This window comes from Aequorivita sp. IT1183, assembly GCF_058068265.1.
In genome coordinates this window covers 177,852-196,099 of sequence record NZ_JBYRHS010000003.1, presented here as the reverse complement: position 1 = coordinate 196,099, position 18,248 = coordinate 177,852, and the positions used below count along the sequence as shown (strand labels likewise).

Sequence of the window (18,248 nt, the reverse complement as noted above, 5' to 3'; positions counted from 1 at the left end):
TAAAATTAATTTTAGCTAGTTATATCAGCAAAAAACAGGGGTGTGACTTTTATTTTAATTCAAATATATTTTAGGTGAAAGGCGATTACTTACGTAATGCTCAAACTTGAATTCTAACGAAATTGTGTTTTATGATGAATCTAAGCTTATGGTAGCAAAAAATGTTAAGCTTCTTCTGCTATTTTTATTTCGGGATTATTATTCCTCGGCAACGTAATTTGAAGTATTACGGCAATTCCCATTACCAATGCACAGCCCACTACATTTAGCCACAAATAAGGCATTAGGTCTATATACCAGACATAAATTATTATAAATTGTGTTATTAAAGCCGCAATAAATACAGCTTTACTACGCACATATTTTATAAAAAATGCAAGCAGAAAAATACCCAAAACATTTCCGTAGAATATGGACCCGATAATGTTCACTAACTGAATAAGATTATCGAACAAATGTGCCGAACACGCCACAACAATTGCAATAATCCCCCATAATAGCGTAAATCCACGGGAAGCTGCAACGTAATGTTTTTCTCTCTTTCCTGGCACGTTCCTTTTGTAAAGGTCAATAGTAGTCGTGCTTCCCAAAGCATTCAGCTCTGAAGCAGTCGAGGACATTGCAGCACTTAAAATTACAGCCAACAATAATCCTATTAAACCACGTGGTAAATTGGTAAGTATAAAATGAATAAAAACGTAATCCTTATCGTTGGTTTCTGCGTTTGGATTTGCCTTTTTTATAACTTTTACAGATTGTTCTCTCAGCTTATTTTCTTCATTGTTGAGAGACTTTATTTCTTTAGCGTAGTTTTGTTTTTCTAACGCAGTTTGTGCTTTTGAATAGCTTATTTGAGATGCGGCCAATTGTTGGTCTATAGCCTCTTTTTTCACTTCCAAGGCTTTGTATTCGCCAGCGTATTCAGATTTCTTAACATCTTTTACGGCAGCAGGGTTAAAATGCAAAGGTGAGCTATTGAATTGGTAAAAAACAAAAACCATAATACCCACCAACAATATAAAAAACTGCATTGGTACTTTTAGCAACCCGTTCATAATTAAACCCATTTGGCTCTGTTTCACAGTTCTTCCAGAAAGATAACGTTGCACCTGACTTTGATCTGTTCCGAAGTAGGAGAGTGCTAAAAAAGTTCCACCGATTATTCCGCTCCAAAAAGTGTAACGGTTATCAAAATCGAATGAAAAATCGAGTATATCCATTTTGCCGTTAGCGCCAGCAATTTCGAGCGCTTTGGTGAAAGTAATATCGAGTGGTAAATAGTTCAGAATTAAAAGAAAGGCAACCAACATTCCGAAGAAAATAACCGCCATTTGTTGCTTTTGGGTAACGCTTACAGCTTTTGTACCGCCACTTACGGTGTAAATAATTACTAGTACCCCGATGATAATATTCAAATAAATTAAATTCCATCCCAATACTGCAGAAAGAATAATAGAAGGGGCGAAGATGGTAATACCACAGGCTAATCCACGCTGTATTAAAAACAAGATTGCAGTTAATGTTCGCGTTTTTTTATCGAAACGACTTTCAAGATATTCGTAGGCGGTATAAACATTTAGTTTGTGATAGATAGGAATAAAAACTAAACAGATTATTACCATTGCAATTGGCAATCCAAAGTAAAATTGCACAAAGCCCATCCCGTCGTGAAAAGCCTGTCCTGGGGTTGATAAAAACGTAATTGCACTGGCTTGGGTTGCCATAACGCTAACTCCAATTGTCCACCAGTGGGCAGTGTTCCCACCTTTTAAATAATCACCAACATCTTTTTGTTGACGCGATTTCCAAGTGCCATAAAGCACAATAAAAAGTAGCGTTCCAATTAAAACAATCCAATCAATCTGCTGCATTTAGGCGTAGTTTTGCATTAATAAATAAAACAGATAGATATAGAAAGCATTGAACAGGAGCACAAAAGTATAGCTCCATTTCCAAACGAATTTTTGTTTTTCTTCAGTCACGATTTCGAGAATTATTTTCCAATTGAAAGCATATTCGCAAACAACCTATAAGCGCCGGGAACACCGGCAGGAAGTTCGCGGAAAAAGCTCAATCCTGTATAAATATAGTGCCCTTTTCCGTATTTGGCCACAAGTAATGAGCCTTTTGTTTCAGTTTCGCCTTTATCGTGCATTCCTAAAATAGGAGTGAACTCATTAGCCCATTCATCAGGAAAATACAAACCGCGTTCCTGTACCCAGCCCTCAAAGTCTTTTTGGGTAATTTTATTTGGTGTATTTAGTAATGGATTTTCTGGTGCAAGGATTTTTACTTCCGAAAATTCGTCTGTTACACGATCACGCGAAAGTTTTAAATTGTAAGGCGCAATATTTTCGGTAATCAAACCCCGGCTGGTATTGTATTGCACAATCATGGTTCCACCTTTTTCAACGTATTTATTTAAAATTGGCTGTACAAATGCGAGTTCGTCAACAGTATTGTAAGCTCTAATTCCAACTACAATCGCATCGTAATTCTTTAAATTTTCTTCTGAAATAGTTGCTGGATCAATGGTTGAAACTGAATACCCAATTTGCTTTAAACTTTCGGGAATTGCATCTCCGGCACCATTTATATAACCAATATGCTGCCCTTTTTTCTGAATAGATATTTTCGCAACCTTAGCTTCTGAAGGCAACAAAACACTCTGATACGGAATATGTTCGTAATCGATAGTAACCAATTCTCTATCAAAAGATTTTCCTTCGGCGCTAACCAAAGTTTTTAAATAGCCTTCGCTTTGATCCTTTGGAGGCGTTACACTAAAAATGAAGGTTTTGGTTTCGCCATTTCTTTTAAGTTGAAACGCTTGCTGAGCGGGTTCCACTTTCCAGCCGTCGGGATGCTTAATACTTACATTTCCAGAAATATTGTCTTTTCCTGCACGCACAATTACCGAAACATTTTCGGCGTCATCACTAGCAAAAATTAAAACTTTTTCAGGAATGGAAGCGGTTACTTCTGGCAATACTTCTAACGGGCGGTAAACTTCACCTTTTACGGGATCGTTAAATTTATAAATGATATTTTTTGTGAAAGGAATTGAAGTACTTCCAAATTGCAGCTCAAAAACTAACAGTTCTAAAGGCGGAGTAGCAGGAAGCCCAATTAATGCTTCGGGCGCGGCATACATTCCAACGGTGCCTTTTTCATTCAAATAAAAAGGCGAAGAATAGGGCGGGTTTTGCTCTACGGAATTTACGGTGATTGCAATATTTTTCTTAGCGTTATACGAAAGTATTTCCGATTCATTCCATAACATTTTGCCATCGTTACTCTTCACTGCTTTTAATGTAACAGCTGCCGTGCCCCGATTAATAGCTTCAATATTTACTTTGAAGTTTTCATTCGGATTTATCGAATTTTCTTCGGAAGCCGCTTCAATAAAGATACCGCCACAATCTAAAATGAGTTGCTTTAATTGTTTAAGCTTAATATTTCGCCAATGCGAATCTTTCAAATTTGAAATGAGCGGATACGCTTTTAAAAGCTTCGGCAATAATTCTGAAGGATTTTTAAAGCTGAAAGTATCTTCCAACGGATTCAAAATCGCTCCTATTTCTTTTCCGCCATCAAGTCGGGACCATTTAGTATTTATACCATCAAAAAGATTGTTTTCTGATGGTTTACTTCCTTTCAACAATTCTAAATATTCGGTTTCAGTTCCACGAGAACCTGTGCTTCCAAAACCTTGCGATTTGTGCATACTTCTGCTAAGTGAAGCTATTTCGCCATTTGAAAGTCCGAGAGCAGGAAAGTAGCTTCCGGTTTCTACGGAAACAAGATTGGTTTTATCTGCATTATCAAATTTTTCTTGGCTACCATAAAACCACCACGAAGTATTAAAAAACAAACGTTGCGGTTTCCAAACACCATATTCTTGAGCCGATTTTGGAAATTTTGAAGCATTAGTAACAGCGTCAAAAGCTTCTACACTCAACATAGCCGAAGCCGTGTGATGACCGTGAGTACTACCGGGACTACGATGGTCAAATCGATTTACAATAATGTCTGGTTTAAATTTTCTGATTGTCATAACCACATCGCTCAGCACATCATCTTTGGTCCAGAATTCAAAAGTTTCGTCTGGATTCTTGCTGTAACCAAAATCGTTGGCGCGTGTAAAAAACTGTTGCCCACCATCGGTTCTCCGTGCTGCCAAAAGCTCCTCGGTGCGAATAACGCCCAAAAGTTCGCGGAGTTCAGGGCCAATTAAATTTTGACCACCGTCGCCACGGGTTATAGAAAGGTAAGCGGTATTTGCGTGCACATCGTTTACCAAATACGAGATTAGCCTTGTGTTTTCATCATCTGGGTGCGCGGCGATAAATAGTGCAGAACCCACAAAATTTAGTTTTTGAAGGTCGTGATATATTTCGGAAGCAGTGGGTTTTTTGGGTGCTTGTGCGGCAGTAATTATTGTGAAAAATAAAAATAGAAGGCGAAAGAAAAAATGTTTTTGCATAAAGCTGATGTACTAAATTATTCGAAATTCCTCAAAGATACTTATTTGTGAAATCTAATCGTGCGGAAGTTTTTCCTTATTTTTATCGAGTTCTTGTTGGTGTTGAAGCTCATAAAATTCCTCAACTCTTATAATACTAACTCCTTTTTGTAACATCATGCTGTTGGGGTAAGTAACAATTTCATTGGTAGTTGTATGTAGTATAATATGAAAAGTTTTAATGTCTTCAATTATTCCTTCACAAGGCATTTCTTTATCGTGAATTCTTATATAATCGCCTATTTTGTAGGGAAAGGTGAAAAACATAATTACACCGCTCGTAATATTACTAAGGATAGACCATTGGGCAAAAAAAGCGATGCCAATTACCGCAAAAACAGAAGACATAACGAGTCCTAAATTTCTAAAATCTACTCCCCAAATTAATACTAAGCCTAGAATAATTAGGAAGAAAATTGCAAAGTCTAAATGCTTCATTATTAATCCAGTACGGTGCTCAAGCCGTTCTATTTTTTTTGCATAATTGCGCACTGTTTTTTTAAGAATAATGCGTAAAAGAAGTAATGCCAAAACCAGTACAGCAGATTCTATAAGTTGTAGCGTATAATCTTGTATTTTCATATTTATTTCAATTTAAGCGAATCGCGTAACCCAAGGTGCTCATTACGGTTTTTGGTCCAATAATCGGTTTTCATTCTTTTCAATTTTGTTGCAGTTGTTTTCAAACGCAGCGTATCGTTTTGATTGGCGGCGTTTACTTCTTCCCACTTTTCAATTTCATACGGAAATGAACTATTGAAAAACAGCATTAACTGCCGTTGCAAATCGGGATAGTTTAAAGTATAGATAGTAATGGAATCGCCTTGTTTTAAACTTGCAAAAGCGTTGTGTTGTCGTACTTCTTTGTGCCGAGAACGTAAATATTCAAAAGATGGGATAATCATAATATCGCCAGTGGGTAACTCTTCGGGATTAATGCGAATAAGATTCCAAAGCTCATTTTCCAAAAATGTTTTGGGCAATGATAGTTTTTGATCTGCTTCACCTTGAAAGTAGGAGTGACTTTCTATTTCAAAATCCGCTCGATTATTAAGCTGCATATATACTTGTCCGCACCATTCTTGCACGCTATTGGTAACTTTTAGCGGATGCTCCTTTTCAGAAATTGGGCTGAAAGTGCTGGTCATTATTGAATACGGATAAATGCCAGTATTAAAATTTTTCATTTGGTTCAGTTTCAAAACGGAGATATTTTGTTCCGAAACATTATTCGCTTTTACCTGAGCATCAGGCAGAAAATCTTCAGCTACAAAGATGTTAACAGCAGTTCCTTCGCGAATTTCGCCGTAGCGTTCCTGCATTAAACTATACGAAGTTATTTCGGCAGTGCCGCTGTACCAATAATCTTTAAATTCTTTTGAAACTTCTCTCGGAGATGCAATTTTAGATTTCTCTTTTTTAGGCGGAATCTGCCCATTCGCCCTCTTTTCTTCGGAAGAATTACATCCAATTAATACGATTAAAAAAACGGGTAGAAAATAAAGTTTGAAAAATTTCATTTCGGAGAATTTATTTCAAAAATAACATAATTTCAACCATTAGCTATCTCGGTTAACGTTTTGTAAACAAGTCGCGTTGGTAAACCCATAACATTAAAATAACAGCCCTCAATTTTTTCGATACTAATGTAGCCAATCCATTCCTGAATACCGTAACCACCAGCTTTATCAAAAGGTTTGTAAGTTTTTACGTAGTAATCAATTTCTTCATCAGTAAGCGTTTTAAACCACACGGTTGTAATATCATGCACGGTTTTTTGAAACTTTTTTGAAGTAAAACATACCGATGTTATAACCTCGTGCATTTGTCCGCTTAAACTTTGAAGCATTTGTTTAGCTTCTTCAGCGTTTTGTGGTTTTTCGAGAGGTAAATCGTCTTTCCAAACAATTGTATCGCTTGTAATTAGCACATCGTTTTCTTTTAAATCAACAAAAACAGAGGCTTTAAGTTTCGAAAGAAAATCTGTAATTTCTGAACGTTTTAAATCTAACGGATACTTTTCTTCAACTTCTTTTACCTGAATAGTGTAATCCAAATCTAATTCTTTGAAAAATGCTTGTCTTCTCGGGGAACCCGAAGCAAGGATAATATTGTAGTTTTTTAATTTTTTTCCGAGCATATATTAATTCAAGGTTTAATATTCAGTGTTCCACATAATTCTTTGTGAATCTCTGTGGTTCTTTGTGAAGCTTTGTGAAATAATTTTCCGTGAACTAATTCTCACGGTTAATTTAATTCCTTTTAATTCAAATTTACAAATTGAAATAACGGAATGGAGCATATTCCTAAAAACATAATAATTTTTAAAAGTTTAGAAAGGAAAGCATATTGTTTTGGCGTTTCGGCATCCCAAGCTTTTACGCAAAAATAGAGTAGTGGAGCAACCAAAGCAAAAAGAAAATAGAGTAGAATAAATTGTACGTTGTATAAATGCTCATACATATAATACACTACTCCTAACACCATAAAAACCCCCAAAACAAACACAATTGTAATCGTTCTTTTTCGTCCTAAAGCGATAGCCAAGGTGTTCATTCCGCCTTTTTTATCGCCGTTAATATCTTGCAGGTCTTTTACTATTTCACGAATTAAATTAATACAAAAGGCGAATAATGCATAATGCAAAACAATTTTGAAAACTGCCGATTGTGCATCCAGATTTTGAGCAGTAATTGCGGGAAGCAAATCGAAAAGTGCAACTATTATTAAGCTCATCGCCACCAAAATTGAAACCAACAAATTGCCTACAATCAGCATAGCTTTTAAGTAGGAAGCGTATAAATAAAGCATCGCAGAAATTGCAACAAATAACGCTGCAAAGCCAGGTTTTTGAATACTATTTGCAAGGTAAAAACCTATTGCAACTCCAATAATATTTAAGATTATAAAAAGCCGATTGGCGTTTTTTTCAGAAATCTTTTTACCAATTAATACTTTATCCGGCTTGTTAATTCTATCAATTTCCACATCGTAAATATCGTTGATAATATTCCCCGCCGCAGCTATACAAACCGTTGCAATAACAAGTAATGCAAAGTTGAAAGAGCTTAAAACAGTATCAATACCAAAAGGTTGGAAGAGACTATATTTTATGAAAATCTGCACCAAAGCTATAAATAGCAGATTTTGATAGCGAATGAGGTTTAGGTAATTCAAGGTTTTAATTCACAATTAAATATTCAAATTTCGATTTGAGTTTCGATTTCGATTTGGTTTTCTCGGTTAATCATATTTTGCACTAACACCATCGCTAACCATCCACTTTCCCTGAACTTTTAAAACTTGTTCAATCACATCGCGAACGCAACCTTTTCCGCCTTTTTTGTGCGAAACGTATTTAGAAATTGCCTTAATTTCTTGCACTGCATCCTGCGGACAAGTAGGAAGGCCAACTTCCTGCATAATTTCAAAATCGGGCAAGTCATCGCCCATGTACAGTGTGTTTTCGCGCTTTATACTATGGGTTTTTAAATAATCTTCTAAAATCTTAGTTTTATGATGCGCTCCTAAAAATATGTCTTTAATGCCTAAATTTTGAAGTCGAACGCGCACTCCTTCATTTGTTCCGCCAGAAATAACACAAACGTGATAACCCTGTTCCACAGCGGTTTTAAGTCCGTAGCCATCTTTTATATTCATTGTTCGGAACATTTCACCTTGGGTATTTACCTGTATAGAGCCGTCGGTTAATACGCCGTCTATGTCAAAAATGAAGGTTGTAATGTGTTTTAAATATTCTTTATAACTCATGCTTGCGTTTTTATGCTTTTTTCAATGCCTTTGTAAATAATTCATAGAACTCTTTAAAGTCACTATTCTCCAACAAATTTAAATGTTTTTCAATGGTTTTTTTATCGTTTCTTTTTGCGGGGCCCGTTTGCGCTTCTTCGGGTGAAAGGGTTTCAATTTTTGAAGCGGTTTCTAAAATAAGTGGTTTTAGCAAATCGAAAGGCAAATCGTCTTCTTTTAAAATTTCGCTTCCAGCTTGGTATAAATAATTCGTAAAATTATTTACGAAAACCGCTGCCAGATGGAGCTTCGTTCTTTTTTCCGAAGGTATTTCAACTACATTTTTCGAAATAGTTTCACCTAAACGGCGCAATAATTCTAAATCGTTTGGATTTTCTGCTTCTATACAAATAGGAATATTTGCAAAATCTACTTCGCGCTGTTTTGAAAATGTCTGCAACGGATAAAAAATTCCACGGCGGTTTTTCGCGGAAAGCACCTCCATTGCCGCACCACCAGAAGTGTGCACGACTAATTTATTTTGAAATGGCAGGGTATCTGAAAAAGGGCCAATTGCATCGTCGGGAATTCCTATAATATATAGGTCGGCATCCACAATTTTAGAAATACTATCTGTGAATGGAATACTTTCAAAAGGCGAAATCATTTTAATATAATTCCGATTAAAAACCTGTTTTACATAAACATCGGCGCTTTTCTGCAATGCATTTAGCAAATGACTATTTACATTTCCGAAGCCTAAAAAAACCACTTTTATCATAGCACGAAGTTAGCCATTTTAGAATAAAGAATAATGATAATGGAGAAAAGACAAATCTAATTTTACAAAAATTTTCGTCTTTAATATTTAGTCTATTCTCTAAAATTTTTTATGATTTTTCAACGGAATACTTTGTGTTTTATAAGTTTTATTTCGCCGTCTTGCTCTAGTTGTTTTATAGCGCGGATTACAGTTTCTACGCGTAGTCCCGTTAAATCTGCAATTTGCTGACGCGTTAATTCTACTTGAAAAAGTTCTTCGGAACCATACTTTCTTTTTAAAAAATCTATCAAGGCCAAGATGCGATGTTCTGGTGGATGAACGGAGATTTCCTTTAAAATAGTGGCTTTGTAATAAAGCCGTTTTGCCATGGATTTTGTGAATTTTAAACTCACTTCGGGATTTTTAGTAAGCAGTTCGAATAACTTGGTTTTGCTCAGTTTATAAAGTTCTGTGGGCTTTACAGCGGCTGCAGAAGCGGGATATTTAAAATCGCCAAACAAAGGTGGCTCGCCAAAGCTCTCTCCATCGTAAAAAAATCCTTGAATAAATTCTTTTCCCTGTTCACTAATGTTGAACATTTTTACCTCTCCAGTTTTTATTTGATAATAAAAATCTGCCCGTTTATTTTCATGCAGAATAATTTCGGAAACATTAATGTTTATAAGTGCTGCGTTGTAATTCAACAATAAATTTTCGGGAATCATGGCGTTATGATTTGCCTCATAAAATAAGGCCTGTTTAGTACCGTAAATTTACATTTTAAAAAAATTAAACGCTATATATATTATGAGAACACTTTCTATAAAAACTTTGCAGAACGAATTTGAGCGCGATTATTATATGTACATTCCATTAACTATTATTTTAAACAGTTGTATTGGTTCTATTGCCGCTATGACTGTTTTAGCACAGGGAACAAGTCTAATTTCTGGCATAGAGCTTACCATTTGTGTAGCTTTATGTATGGTCTACAATGCGGCATTGCTGGCAGGAATAAATATAAAATTCACTTTTAGGTTGTTAGTCGTTAGTTTAGTGGCTAACTTGTTATTGATATTAATAACCTTGCTATAACTATGATTAAAAAGAAAATTGAATCTCGAGAAGATGTGTCTTTGCTAGTTAATACGTTCTATCAAAAAGTTAGGAAAGACGAACTTCTCGGGCCTATTTTTAACAAAATTATTACCGATTGGGAAACCCATCTAGAACTACTCACAGATTTTTGGGAAACCAATCTATTCTTTAAACGAAAATATTTCGGAAACCCAATGCATACTCACGTTGAAGTAGACAAAAAAATGGACCATACAATCAACGAACTTCACTTTGGAACGTGGATAAACCTGTGGATAGAAACTATAAACGAACTTTTTGAAGGCGAAACGGCGCAGATTGCAATAAATCGCGCTCGCAGCATGGGAACCTTTATTCATTTGAACATTTTCAACGCCAGAAATCAAGAGGCATAAAAGCGATAATAGTTAACAGATTTCAGTAGTCTAAATGGGCGTAATTGATTATTTTTGCGCCAAAATACCTTGTAATGCAAAAAAAGATTGCCTCCGTTCTTTTCTCCACTAGACTCACTGCTGTTTTATTCCTTATTTACGCTGCTGCAATGGCTGCCGGAACCTTTATGGATGCCGATGCGCAGAGTCCGCCAACCGCTTATACTAGAGAGCTAATTTACAATGCTTGGTGGTTTGAGGCCATAATGGCGATGTTCGTAATTAACTTTGCTGGTAACGTTTTTAGATACAATCTTCACAAACGTAAAATGTGGGCTTCTTTAACGCTGCATTTAGCCTTCATCTTAGTAATTTTTGGAGCTTTCGTAACCCGTTATATTGGTTTTGAGGGCGTTATGCATATTCGGGAAGGCCAAACGGAAAATACAATCCTTTCCGATCAAACATATCTAGATGTTTTTATTGATGGCGATTACATGATTGACGGCGTTGCCCAACGAAGAAAAGTAAAGCCTAAAAAACTTAGACTTTCTGAAAAGTTGGATAACAGTTTCACCTTAGAAACAGATTATAATGATAAGCCTGTAATTATTAAATACAAAGAATTTATAAACGGTGCTACTGAAGGTTTAACACCAAATGAAACCGGCGAGGAATATCTTAAAATTGTAGAATCTGGCGAAGGTGAACGTCACGATCATTGGTTGAAAGTAGGGGAGGTTTCAAGTATTCACAATATTTTATTCGCTATTAATAAGCCTACTGAAGGTGCGATAAATATTAATTATTCGGAAGAAGGCAATTATACTATTTCCAGTCCTTTTGAAGGAGATTATATGCGAATGGCAGACCAAATGCAGGGCGGAGTTGTCGCAGATAGCGTGCAACCCTTCAACTTACGATCGCTATATAGAATGGCTGGAATTTCATTTGTTGCTCCAGACCCAATTACTAAAGGTGAGTTTGGAATTGTAAAAGCTACAGCAGATCAACCCAGTAATCAAGATGCTCTTATTGTTGAAGTGACTGTAGGCAATGAAACAAAAACTATTTCTATGCTCGGCGGAAGAGGAACCGCACCAAATCCTGTTGAAACTGAAATTGCAGGCTTAAAAGTTTATACTAGCTATGGCTCAGAAAGTATGGAACTTCCATTTAGTATTACTTTGAACGATTTTATTGCCGACAAATATCCGGGAACTGAAAAAGGATATTCTTCTTTCAAAAGTAAGGTTACGGTCATCAATGATGATAAAACGCATTTCGATACCGATATATTCATGAACAATGTGCTTGATCACCAAGGTTACCGCTTTTTTCAGTCGGGTTTTGATCCTGACGAAGGTGGAACAATTCTGTCTGTAAATCACGATTGGTGGGGTACTTGGATTACGTATATCGGTTATTTCTTACTGTATTTTGGTTTGATGGCTATTCTCTTTAGCAAACATAGCCGATTTGGAAAATTAGAAGAAATATTGGAAAAAATAAAGCGAAAAAAGAAAAGTATGATAACCATTTTGGTAATGCTCTTTTCGCTTTCAGGAATTGCACAACAGCACGCGCCTTCAACCCACACAGTTGTTCCAAAGCAACAAATTGATTCTTTAATAAAAACAAATGCGGTTAGTAAAGAGCACGCAGCCAAATTTGGGCATTTAATTATACAAGATAACGGGCGGATGAAGCCTGTAAATACATTTGCCAGCGAACTTTTACGTAAAATTAGTAGAAGCCAAACGTACCAAGGTTTGGATGCAAACCAAGTATTTATTTCGATGACTGAGTTTCCACGACTTTGGGTTGAAGTACCGCTAATTGCTCTTAAACGAGGCAATGACAGTATTCGTCAGGTTGCTGGAGTACCCGACGGTCAACAAGATATTGCGCTGCTGGATCTTTTCGATGAAAAAGGAAATTATAAATTAGAACCCTATTTGGCGGCTGCAACACGCACAACCACGCCCAATCAATTTCAAAAGGATTTTATAAGAGCTCACGAAAATTTTTCATTGCTAAATGCGGCTTTAAGCGGAAGTATTTTGAAGATTTTCCCGATTCCAGAAGATGAAGGCAACAAGTGGGTTTCGTATCCAGAATTAGGTGATGCCAACCTGAAAGGAATGGATTCATTATACGCTAAAAATATTCTTCCGTTATATTTCGACAGTTTGAAAAAAGCAAGAGAAACGGGCGATTATACGCAGTCTGATGAATTTTTAGAAAGCATTACTAATTTTCAGAAAAAATACGGTGCTGAAGTTATGCCTTCAGAAAACAAGCTTCGTGCGGAAACCATTTACAACCAAGCAGACATCTTTAATAGACTTTATAAATATTATGCAGTATTCGGAATATTGATGTTGGCGTTTATCGTTGCTCAACTTTTTGAGGATCGAAAAATACTTCGTACACTTATTAAAGGTTCCAAAATTTTAATGTGGATTTTCTTTACGGCAATGACTCTTGGATTGGCGCTACGCTGGTACGTTAGTGGTCACGCACCATGGAGTGATGCTTATGAATCTGTAATTTATGTAGCTTGGGCAACCATATTCTTTGGATTGTCTTTTGGAAGAAAAAGTGATTTAACCGTGGCAGCTACCGCATTTGCCGGCGCAATAATTTTATGGGTTGCGCACGAAAACTGGTTAGATCCATCTATTGCAACATTACAACCCGTATTAGATAGTTATTGGTTAATGATACACGTCGCAGTGATTGTAATGAGTTACGGCCCCTTTACCTTGGGATTAATTTTGGCTGCAGTTTCACTATTTCTGATGATTTTCACCACAAAAGGAAATTATAAAAAGATGGAAATCAATATTAGCGAGCTTACCGTTATTACAGAAATGGCGCTGACAGTTGGTTTGGTATTGCTTACCATCGGAAACTTTTTGGGTGGACAATGGGCTAACGAGAGTTGGGGACGCTATTGGGGTTGGGATCCAAAAGAAACTTGGGCATTAATTAGTATTATGATTTACGCCTTTGTAATCCACGCCAGATTGGTACCTGGACTTCGCGGACGTTGGATATTCAACGTTTTGGCGATGTTTGCTTATGCTTCAATTATGATGACATACTTTGGAGTGAATTTCTACCTAAGCGGTCTACATAGTTATGCAAGTGGCGATGCACCTGCAACACCAACATTTGTTTGGTGGATTACACTATTTGGAGTGATTTTGAGTGTTGTGTCCTATTTCAGGTATAAGAAGTTTTATGGGAAAAAGAAAAAGTTGAAAGCCTAGAAAGTTATAAAGTGCTTATAAAAGTAAAGCCCCGAAATACGATTGATAATTCGTACTTCGGGGCTTTTAAAATCTACCGTCTACCGACTGTTAAACCATATCTTCTGGCTTAACCCATTCGTCAAATTCTTCGGCAGTTAAATAGCCTAGATTTACTGCTTCTTCTTTTAACGTAGTTCCATTTTTGTGCGCTGTATTTGCAATTTCAGCAGCTTTGTAATAACCTATTTTTGGGTTTAATGCAGTTACTAACATTAAGCTGTTATTTAATTGTTTTTTAATTACTTCAAGATTTGGTTCGATACCTTGTGCACAGTGAACATCAAATGAAACACAAGCATCACCAATCAATTGCGCAGATTGTAGAAAGTTTGCAGCCATTACTGGTTTAAAAACATTCAATTCAAACTGCCCTTGCATTCCACCCACAGCAATTGCCATATCGTTCCCGATAACTTGTGCACAAACCATAGTTAATGCTTCACATTGTGTAGGGTTTACTTTTCCAGGCATAATTGAAGAGCCAGGTTCGTTTGCGGGAATGTTTATTTCGCCAATTCCACTTCGTGGTCCGCTGGCAAGCATACGCACGTCGTTTGCAATTTTGTTTAGTGAGACTGCCAACTGCTTTAAAGCACCGTGACTTTCTACAAATGCATCGTGTGCTGCAAGTGCTTCAAATTTATTTTTTGCAGTTACAAAAGGCAAATCAGTAAATTGAGAAATGTATTTAGCAACCAATACATCGTAGCCTTTTGGAGTGTTTAAACCAGTTCCAACAGCTGTTCCGCCTAAAGCGAGTTCAGCCAAATGTGGAAGCGTGTTTTTTACAGCTTTTATACCGTGCTCAAGTTGTGCGGCGTATCCACCAAATTCTTGACCAAGGGTTAGGGGAGTGGCGTCCATAAAATGGGTGCGGCCAATTTTTACGACACTTTTGAAATCTTCTGCTTTTTGTGAAAGTGTTTTTTGAAGTTGTTGAACACCAGGAAGCGTAGTTTCAATTAATTTTTTATAAGCCGCAATATGCATTCCCGTTGGGAAAGTATCGTTTGAAGACTGCGATTTATTTACATCATCATTTGGTTGTAGCGTTTTATCGCCTTCGCCAATAGTTTTTCCAGCAATTTGGTGGGCACGGTTGGCAATAACTTCATTTACATTCATATTGCTTTGGGTACCACTACCAGTCTGCCAAATTACTAACGGAAATTGATCGTCGTGTTTTCCTTCTAAAATTTCATCGCAAACCTTTGCAATTAAATCTCTCTTTTCTTCCGGAAGAACGCCAAGTTCACAGTTAGTATAGGCTGCGGCTTTCTTTAAATATGCAAAGCCGTAAATAATTTCCATAGGCATAGAAGCGCGTGGACCGATTTTAAAATTTTCAAAAGAACGCTCCGTTTGTGCGCCCCACAGTTTATCGGCAGGTACTTTTACCTCGCCCATAGTGTCTTTTTCTATTCTAAATTTCATTGTGAAAGTATTAATTATGAATTAATTGAACTCCTTCGCCAAAAGGTTTTTGAGTTAGAAATATACACCTTCGCTAAAGCTTGGGTGTAGCATGCAAATGTAGCGAAAAGCCAAAAGTTGTTCAACCCGCACGACTGTTTATTTGTTGTGAATAAATCGAAAAGTTTTGTTGTCGTTTCTCAAAAAATCCTTTTATCTTTGAGCCATCAATATAAAATAACTACATCATGTTTACATTTGAACAATACTTAGGTTTTCTTGCTTTCCTTACAATCCTTACCATGGGTTTTTGGTTAATGATATTTTTGGTGGGCATCTTACCATATTGGATAGGTGGATCGCTTTATGAAAACTGGAAAGTGAAACGTGAAGAAAAGAAAAATAAAGAATTGAAATAATTCTTCAAAACATATTTTACAAAAAAAGGGAACCAATATGGTTCCCTTTTTTATTTGCAATTAATGGTAATCTAACCCTCAAATCCACCATCGTCAATATTACCGCCTCTTTCGGGACGTTGACGTTGTTTTTTCTGATTGAATCTATAAGAAAATGTTAGCGTTACTTGGCGTTGTCTCCATTGAAATTCGCTTTCACTAGTAAACGTACTTGCAGTGGTAAGACTGTTTCTTTTTCTGGTATTGAACAAATCGCTTACGTTCAAAGCCAAGGTAGCATTGTCGTTAATAATGTCTTTACTCATCGCCATATCTACAGATAAGATAGGATCGCTTTCGGTTTGGGAGTTGTTTGAAGGCCCTCTGTAAAAAGCATTGGATTGCCATTCAACTTTCCAAGGAAGTTTCACTTTGCTGCTGAAACGCCCAAAATAGCTTGTGTTTTCGGCACCATAGTCTACACCATTGTAAAAACCTTCTGTTTCAAACTGGAAATAGTTGAAACTACCGTTTAAGTTAAGCCATTTTGTAGGGTTGTAAAGCAATCCTAATTCAAAACCGTAACGTTTGTTTGTAGAAAGGTTGATAGGTAGTGTACGAATTATCGGTATTCCGTTGCTGGTTACATCGCCAGTTTCTTCCTGTACTCTTTCAAAAGCATCGGTTTCGTGCTGGTAGTAAATAGAAGTTGTCAAGGTGAGTTTTTTCCAACGTTTTAAATAACCCAAGTCAAAAGCGCTTGCGTATGCTGGATCCAAACCTGGGTTACCCTGAAATACGTTTGCCTCACTTGAACGTGACGGGAAAGGGTTTATAAACCAGTGACGCGGTCTGTTGATTCGTCTGTTGTAACCTAAAGTTATGTTTTCGCTTTCTTGTAATTCAAAAGTAAGATTCACCGTTGGAAATAAGCCAGTGTAGTTTTTATCGAAATTTAAATTTAAAGGAGTGTCTTCCGAAACATTTTCGGCATCTACTTTACCTTTTAATTGCGTGTTTTCAAGGCGAAGACCGAGCAGGAATGAAAATTTTCCAAATTTATTTCCGTACTGCGAATAAAAAGCGTGTACGTTTTCATTATAGGTGAATACATTTGAAAGGCTGTCGTTTCTTACAAAATTTCCAGATGTTCCAGTTTCTTCAAATAAGTTATAATCTGTTTCAGATTCTTCAAATTTACCGCGGTAACCGGCTTCAAACTGAGCATTTTCACCAATAGGAAGCACATAATCTGCTTGTGCTAAATATTCTGTTTGGTTTTGCTTTTCAATAATTTCTTCAGCAGAAAGCACTAAAACATCAGGGAAAGTTCTTTGCTCTGTAATCAATGCGGTCTCGTCATCTTTCCCGCGATCGTATTGCAAATCGGCAGTTAATTTATGGCCTTTATCATTAAAGTTGTTTACGTAGTTTAATGAAAATTGATAGTTAGAATCTTCTTCATCTTCATTCTCTACTCTTAGAATTCTTTCTTCTACAATATTATCATTGTAATTAGAAGTGTTATTTGTAGTTACGTCATGGCCGCCACCTTTACGGTAAAAACCGCTTGCCGTTATCGATGATTTATCGTTTAAAAAATATTCAATCCCCAAATTTGTATTGAATCCATCGCCTTGTCTGCTATAATCTCTACGTTCAATAACTTGATCGAATTGCGGATCTACCGTTACTGAGTCTCCATTGTCATCTATGAAAGTACGAGAGAAATAATTATTATCGAAAAGTGCCTTTCCTGGACCATTACGGTAGTAAACACTTGTTGTATTAAAAATGTTGAATTTGTCTGTACGCAAGTTTATGTTTCCAGATGCATTACTATTTAACGGTACGCCAATACTGGTACTGATAGAGCCGTTAAGTCCTAACGTTTTTTCTTTTTTAAGTATAATGTTCAGAATTCCAGCAGTTCCTTCGGCATCGTATCTTGCGGAAGGAGAGGTAATAACTTCAACTCTTTCAATGGCTTCGGCAGGAAGTTGGCGAAGAGCATCGGTAGAGCCAAACCCGGCTATTGCGGAAGGTTTTCCGTTGATGAGTATTTTAACGTTTTCATTTCCACGCAGGGCAATGGCGCCATCAATATCAACGGTTACAGATGGAACGTTGTTAAGAGCATCACTAACCGTGGCTCCTCCTGCAGTAAGATCTTTACCAATATTATATATTTTTTTGTCTAGCCTAACTTGCACTTCGGTAGTTTCAGCACGAACTACAACTTCGTCCAAACTTGCAGCGTCTAAGGCCAGTTTTATAGTAGGTAATGTGGTGTTTTTTGTAAAATTCTGATTTGGAACTTCTTTAGATTTATATGAAATAAATTCATATTTTACAGTGTAAACACCTTCGGGCACATCAATACTGTACATTCCCTCCTCATTAGTAATACCGCCTGTAACAGTCTTTCCTCCTTTATTAATGAAAGAAACTGTGGAGTACTCCAAAGGATAGTTTGTACCATCTTCGAGAATTAATCCTTTAATGTTAACTTGTTTTTTTTCAGGGTTTTGCGCCATCAAGATAGTGGTGGCAAACACGAGCAGAAGGGTCAGTTTAATTTTCATGTAATCTTTAGCAATTTTGACC

General features: G+C 36.6%; 15 protein-coding genes. 4 read left to right on the top strand and 11 right to left on the bottom strand.

Annotation, left to right across the window (positions count from 1 at the left end; all coding sequences use genetic code 11):
- Positions 1–164: 164 nt before the first annotated feature.
- From AC3RVF_RS06520 to AC3RVF_RS06480, 9 genes are all read right to left on the bottom strand, one after another.
- Positions 165–1,871, bottom strand: a complete 1,707-nt coding sequence (locus tag AC3RVF_RS06520) for a sodium:solute symporter family protein (RefSeq protein ID WP_489689744.1) — start codon at positions 1,869–1,871, stop codon at positions 165–167.
- A 122-nt stretch (positions 1,872–1,993) separates the two neighbouring features.
- Positions 1,994–4,486, bottom strand: a complete 2,493-nt coding sequence (locus AC3RVF_RS06515; RefSeq protein WP_489693023.1) for a PIG-L family deacetylase — start codon at positions 4,484–4,486, stop codon at positions 1,994–1,996.
- Positions 4,487–4,540: 54 nt separating this feature from the next.
- The gene (locus AC3RVF_RS06510; RefSeq protein WP_489693022.1) at positions 4,541–5,107 is read right to left on the bottom strand and encodes a mechanosensitive ion channel domain-containing protein; all 567 of its coding nucleotides are present in this window, start codon (positions 5,105–5,107) and stop codon (positions 4,541–4,543) included.
- 2 nt (positions 5,108–5,109) lie between these two features.
- Positions 5,110–6,045, bottom strand: a complete 936-nt coding sequence (locus AC3RVF_RS06505) for a septum formation inhibitor Maf (protein ID WP_489693021.1) — start codon at positions 6,043–6,045, stop codon at positions 5,110–5,112.
- 32 nt (positions 6,046–6,077) lie between these two features.
- A complete protein-coding gene (locus AC3RVF_RS06500) occupies positions 6,078–6,665 on the bottom strand; it encodes a Maf-like protein (protein ID WP_489689748.1) in 588 nt (195 codons plus the stop codon).
- A 122-nt stretch (positions 6,666–6,787) separates the two neighbouring features.
- Positions 6,788–7,702 (bottom strand): geranylgeranylglycerol-phosphate geranylgeranyltransferase, encoded by a 915-nt coding sequence (locus AC3RVF_RS06495; RefSeq protein WP_489689749.1) that lies wholly within the window; start codon positions 7,700–7,702, stop codon positions 6,788–6,790.
- A gap of 66 nt (positions 7,703–7,768) precedes the next feature.
- Positions 7,769–8,296, bottom strand: coding sequence for a KdsC family phosphatase (locus AC3RVF_RS06490; RefSeq protein ID WP_489689750.1), 528 nt, complete (start codon positions 8,294–8,296; stop codon positions 7,769–7,771).
- A 10-nt stretch (positions 8,297–8,306) separates the two neighbouring features.
- The gene (locus AC3RVF_RS06485) at positions 8,307–9,056 is read right to left on the bottom strand and encodes a Rossmann-like and DUF2520 domain-containing protein (protein ID WP_489693020.1); all 750 of its coding nucleotides are present in this window, start codon (positions 9,054–9,056) and stop codon (positions 8,307–8,309) included.
- A 119-nt stretch (positions 9,057–9,175) separates the two neighbouring features.
- On the bottom strand, positions 9,176–9,763 hold the full coding sequence (locus tag AC3RVF_RS06480) for a Crp/Fnr family transcriptional regulator (protein ID WP_489689752.1): 588 nt from the start codon (positions 9,761–9,763) through the stop codon (positions 9,176–9,178).
- Positions 9,764–9,845: 82 nt separating this feature from the next.
- On the opposite strand from AC3RVF_RS06480, the gene AC3RVF_RS06475 reads away from it, so the two are divergent.
- The 3 genes from AC3RVF_RS06475 (at position 9,846) to AC3RVF_RS06465 (ending at position 13,788) form a co-directional block, all read left to right on the top strand.
- Positions 9,846–10,133 carry a hypothetical protein gene (locus AC3RVF_RS06475; protein ID WP_489689753.1) on the top strand — a complete coding sequence of 96 codons (288 nt, stop codon included), beginning with the start codon at positions 9,846–9,848 and terminating at the stop codon, positions 10,131–10,133.
- 2 nt (positions 10,134–10,135) lie between these two features.
- Positions 10,136–10,531, top strand: a complete 396-nt coding sequence (locus AC3RVF_RS06470; RefSeq protein WP_489689754.1) for a group III truncated hemoglobin — start codon at positions 10,136–10,138, stop codon at positions 10,529–10,531.
- Positions 10,532–10,605: 74 nt separating this feature from the next.
- The gene (locus AC3RVF_RS06465) at positions 10,606–13,788 is read left to right on the top strand and encodes a cytochrome c biogenesis protein (RefSeq protein ID WP_489689755.1); all 3,183 of its coding nucleotides are present in this window, start codon (positions 10,606–10,608) and stop codon (positions 13,786–13,788) included.
- Positions 13,789–13,878: 90 nt separating this feature from the next.
- On the opposite strand, the gene fumC is transcribed toward AC3RVF_RS06465, so the two are convergent.
- A complete protein-coding gene (gene fumC, locus AC3RVF_RS06460) occupies positions 13,879–15,264 on the bottom strand; it encodes a class II fumarate hydratase (protein ID WP_489689756.1) in 1,386 nt (461 codons plus the stop codon).
- A gap of 227 nt (positions 15,265–15,491) precedes the next feature.
- Here fumC and AC3RVF_RS06455 point away from each other — a divergent pair, with 227 nt between their 5' ends.
- A complete protein-coding gene (locus AC3RVF_RS06455; RefSeq protein WP_489689757.1) occupies positions 15,492–15,662 on the top strand; it encodes a hypothetical protein in 171 nt (56 codons plus the stop codon).
- 71 nt (positions 15,663–15,733) lie between these two features.
- On the opposite strand, the gene AC3RVF_RS06450 is transcribed toward AC3RVF_RS06455, so the two are convergent.
- Positions 15,734–18,226 (bottom strand): TonB-dependent receptor, encoded by a 2,493-nt coding sequence (locus AC3RVF_RS06450; RefSeq protein ID WP_489693019.1) that lies wholly within the window; start codon positions 18,224–18,226, stop codon positions 15,734–15,736.
- Between the last annotated feature and the right edge of the window lie 22 nt (positions 18,227–18,248).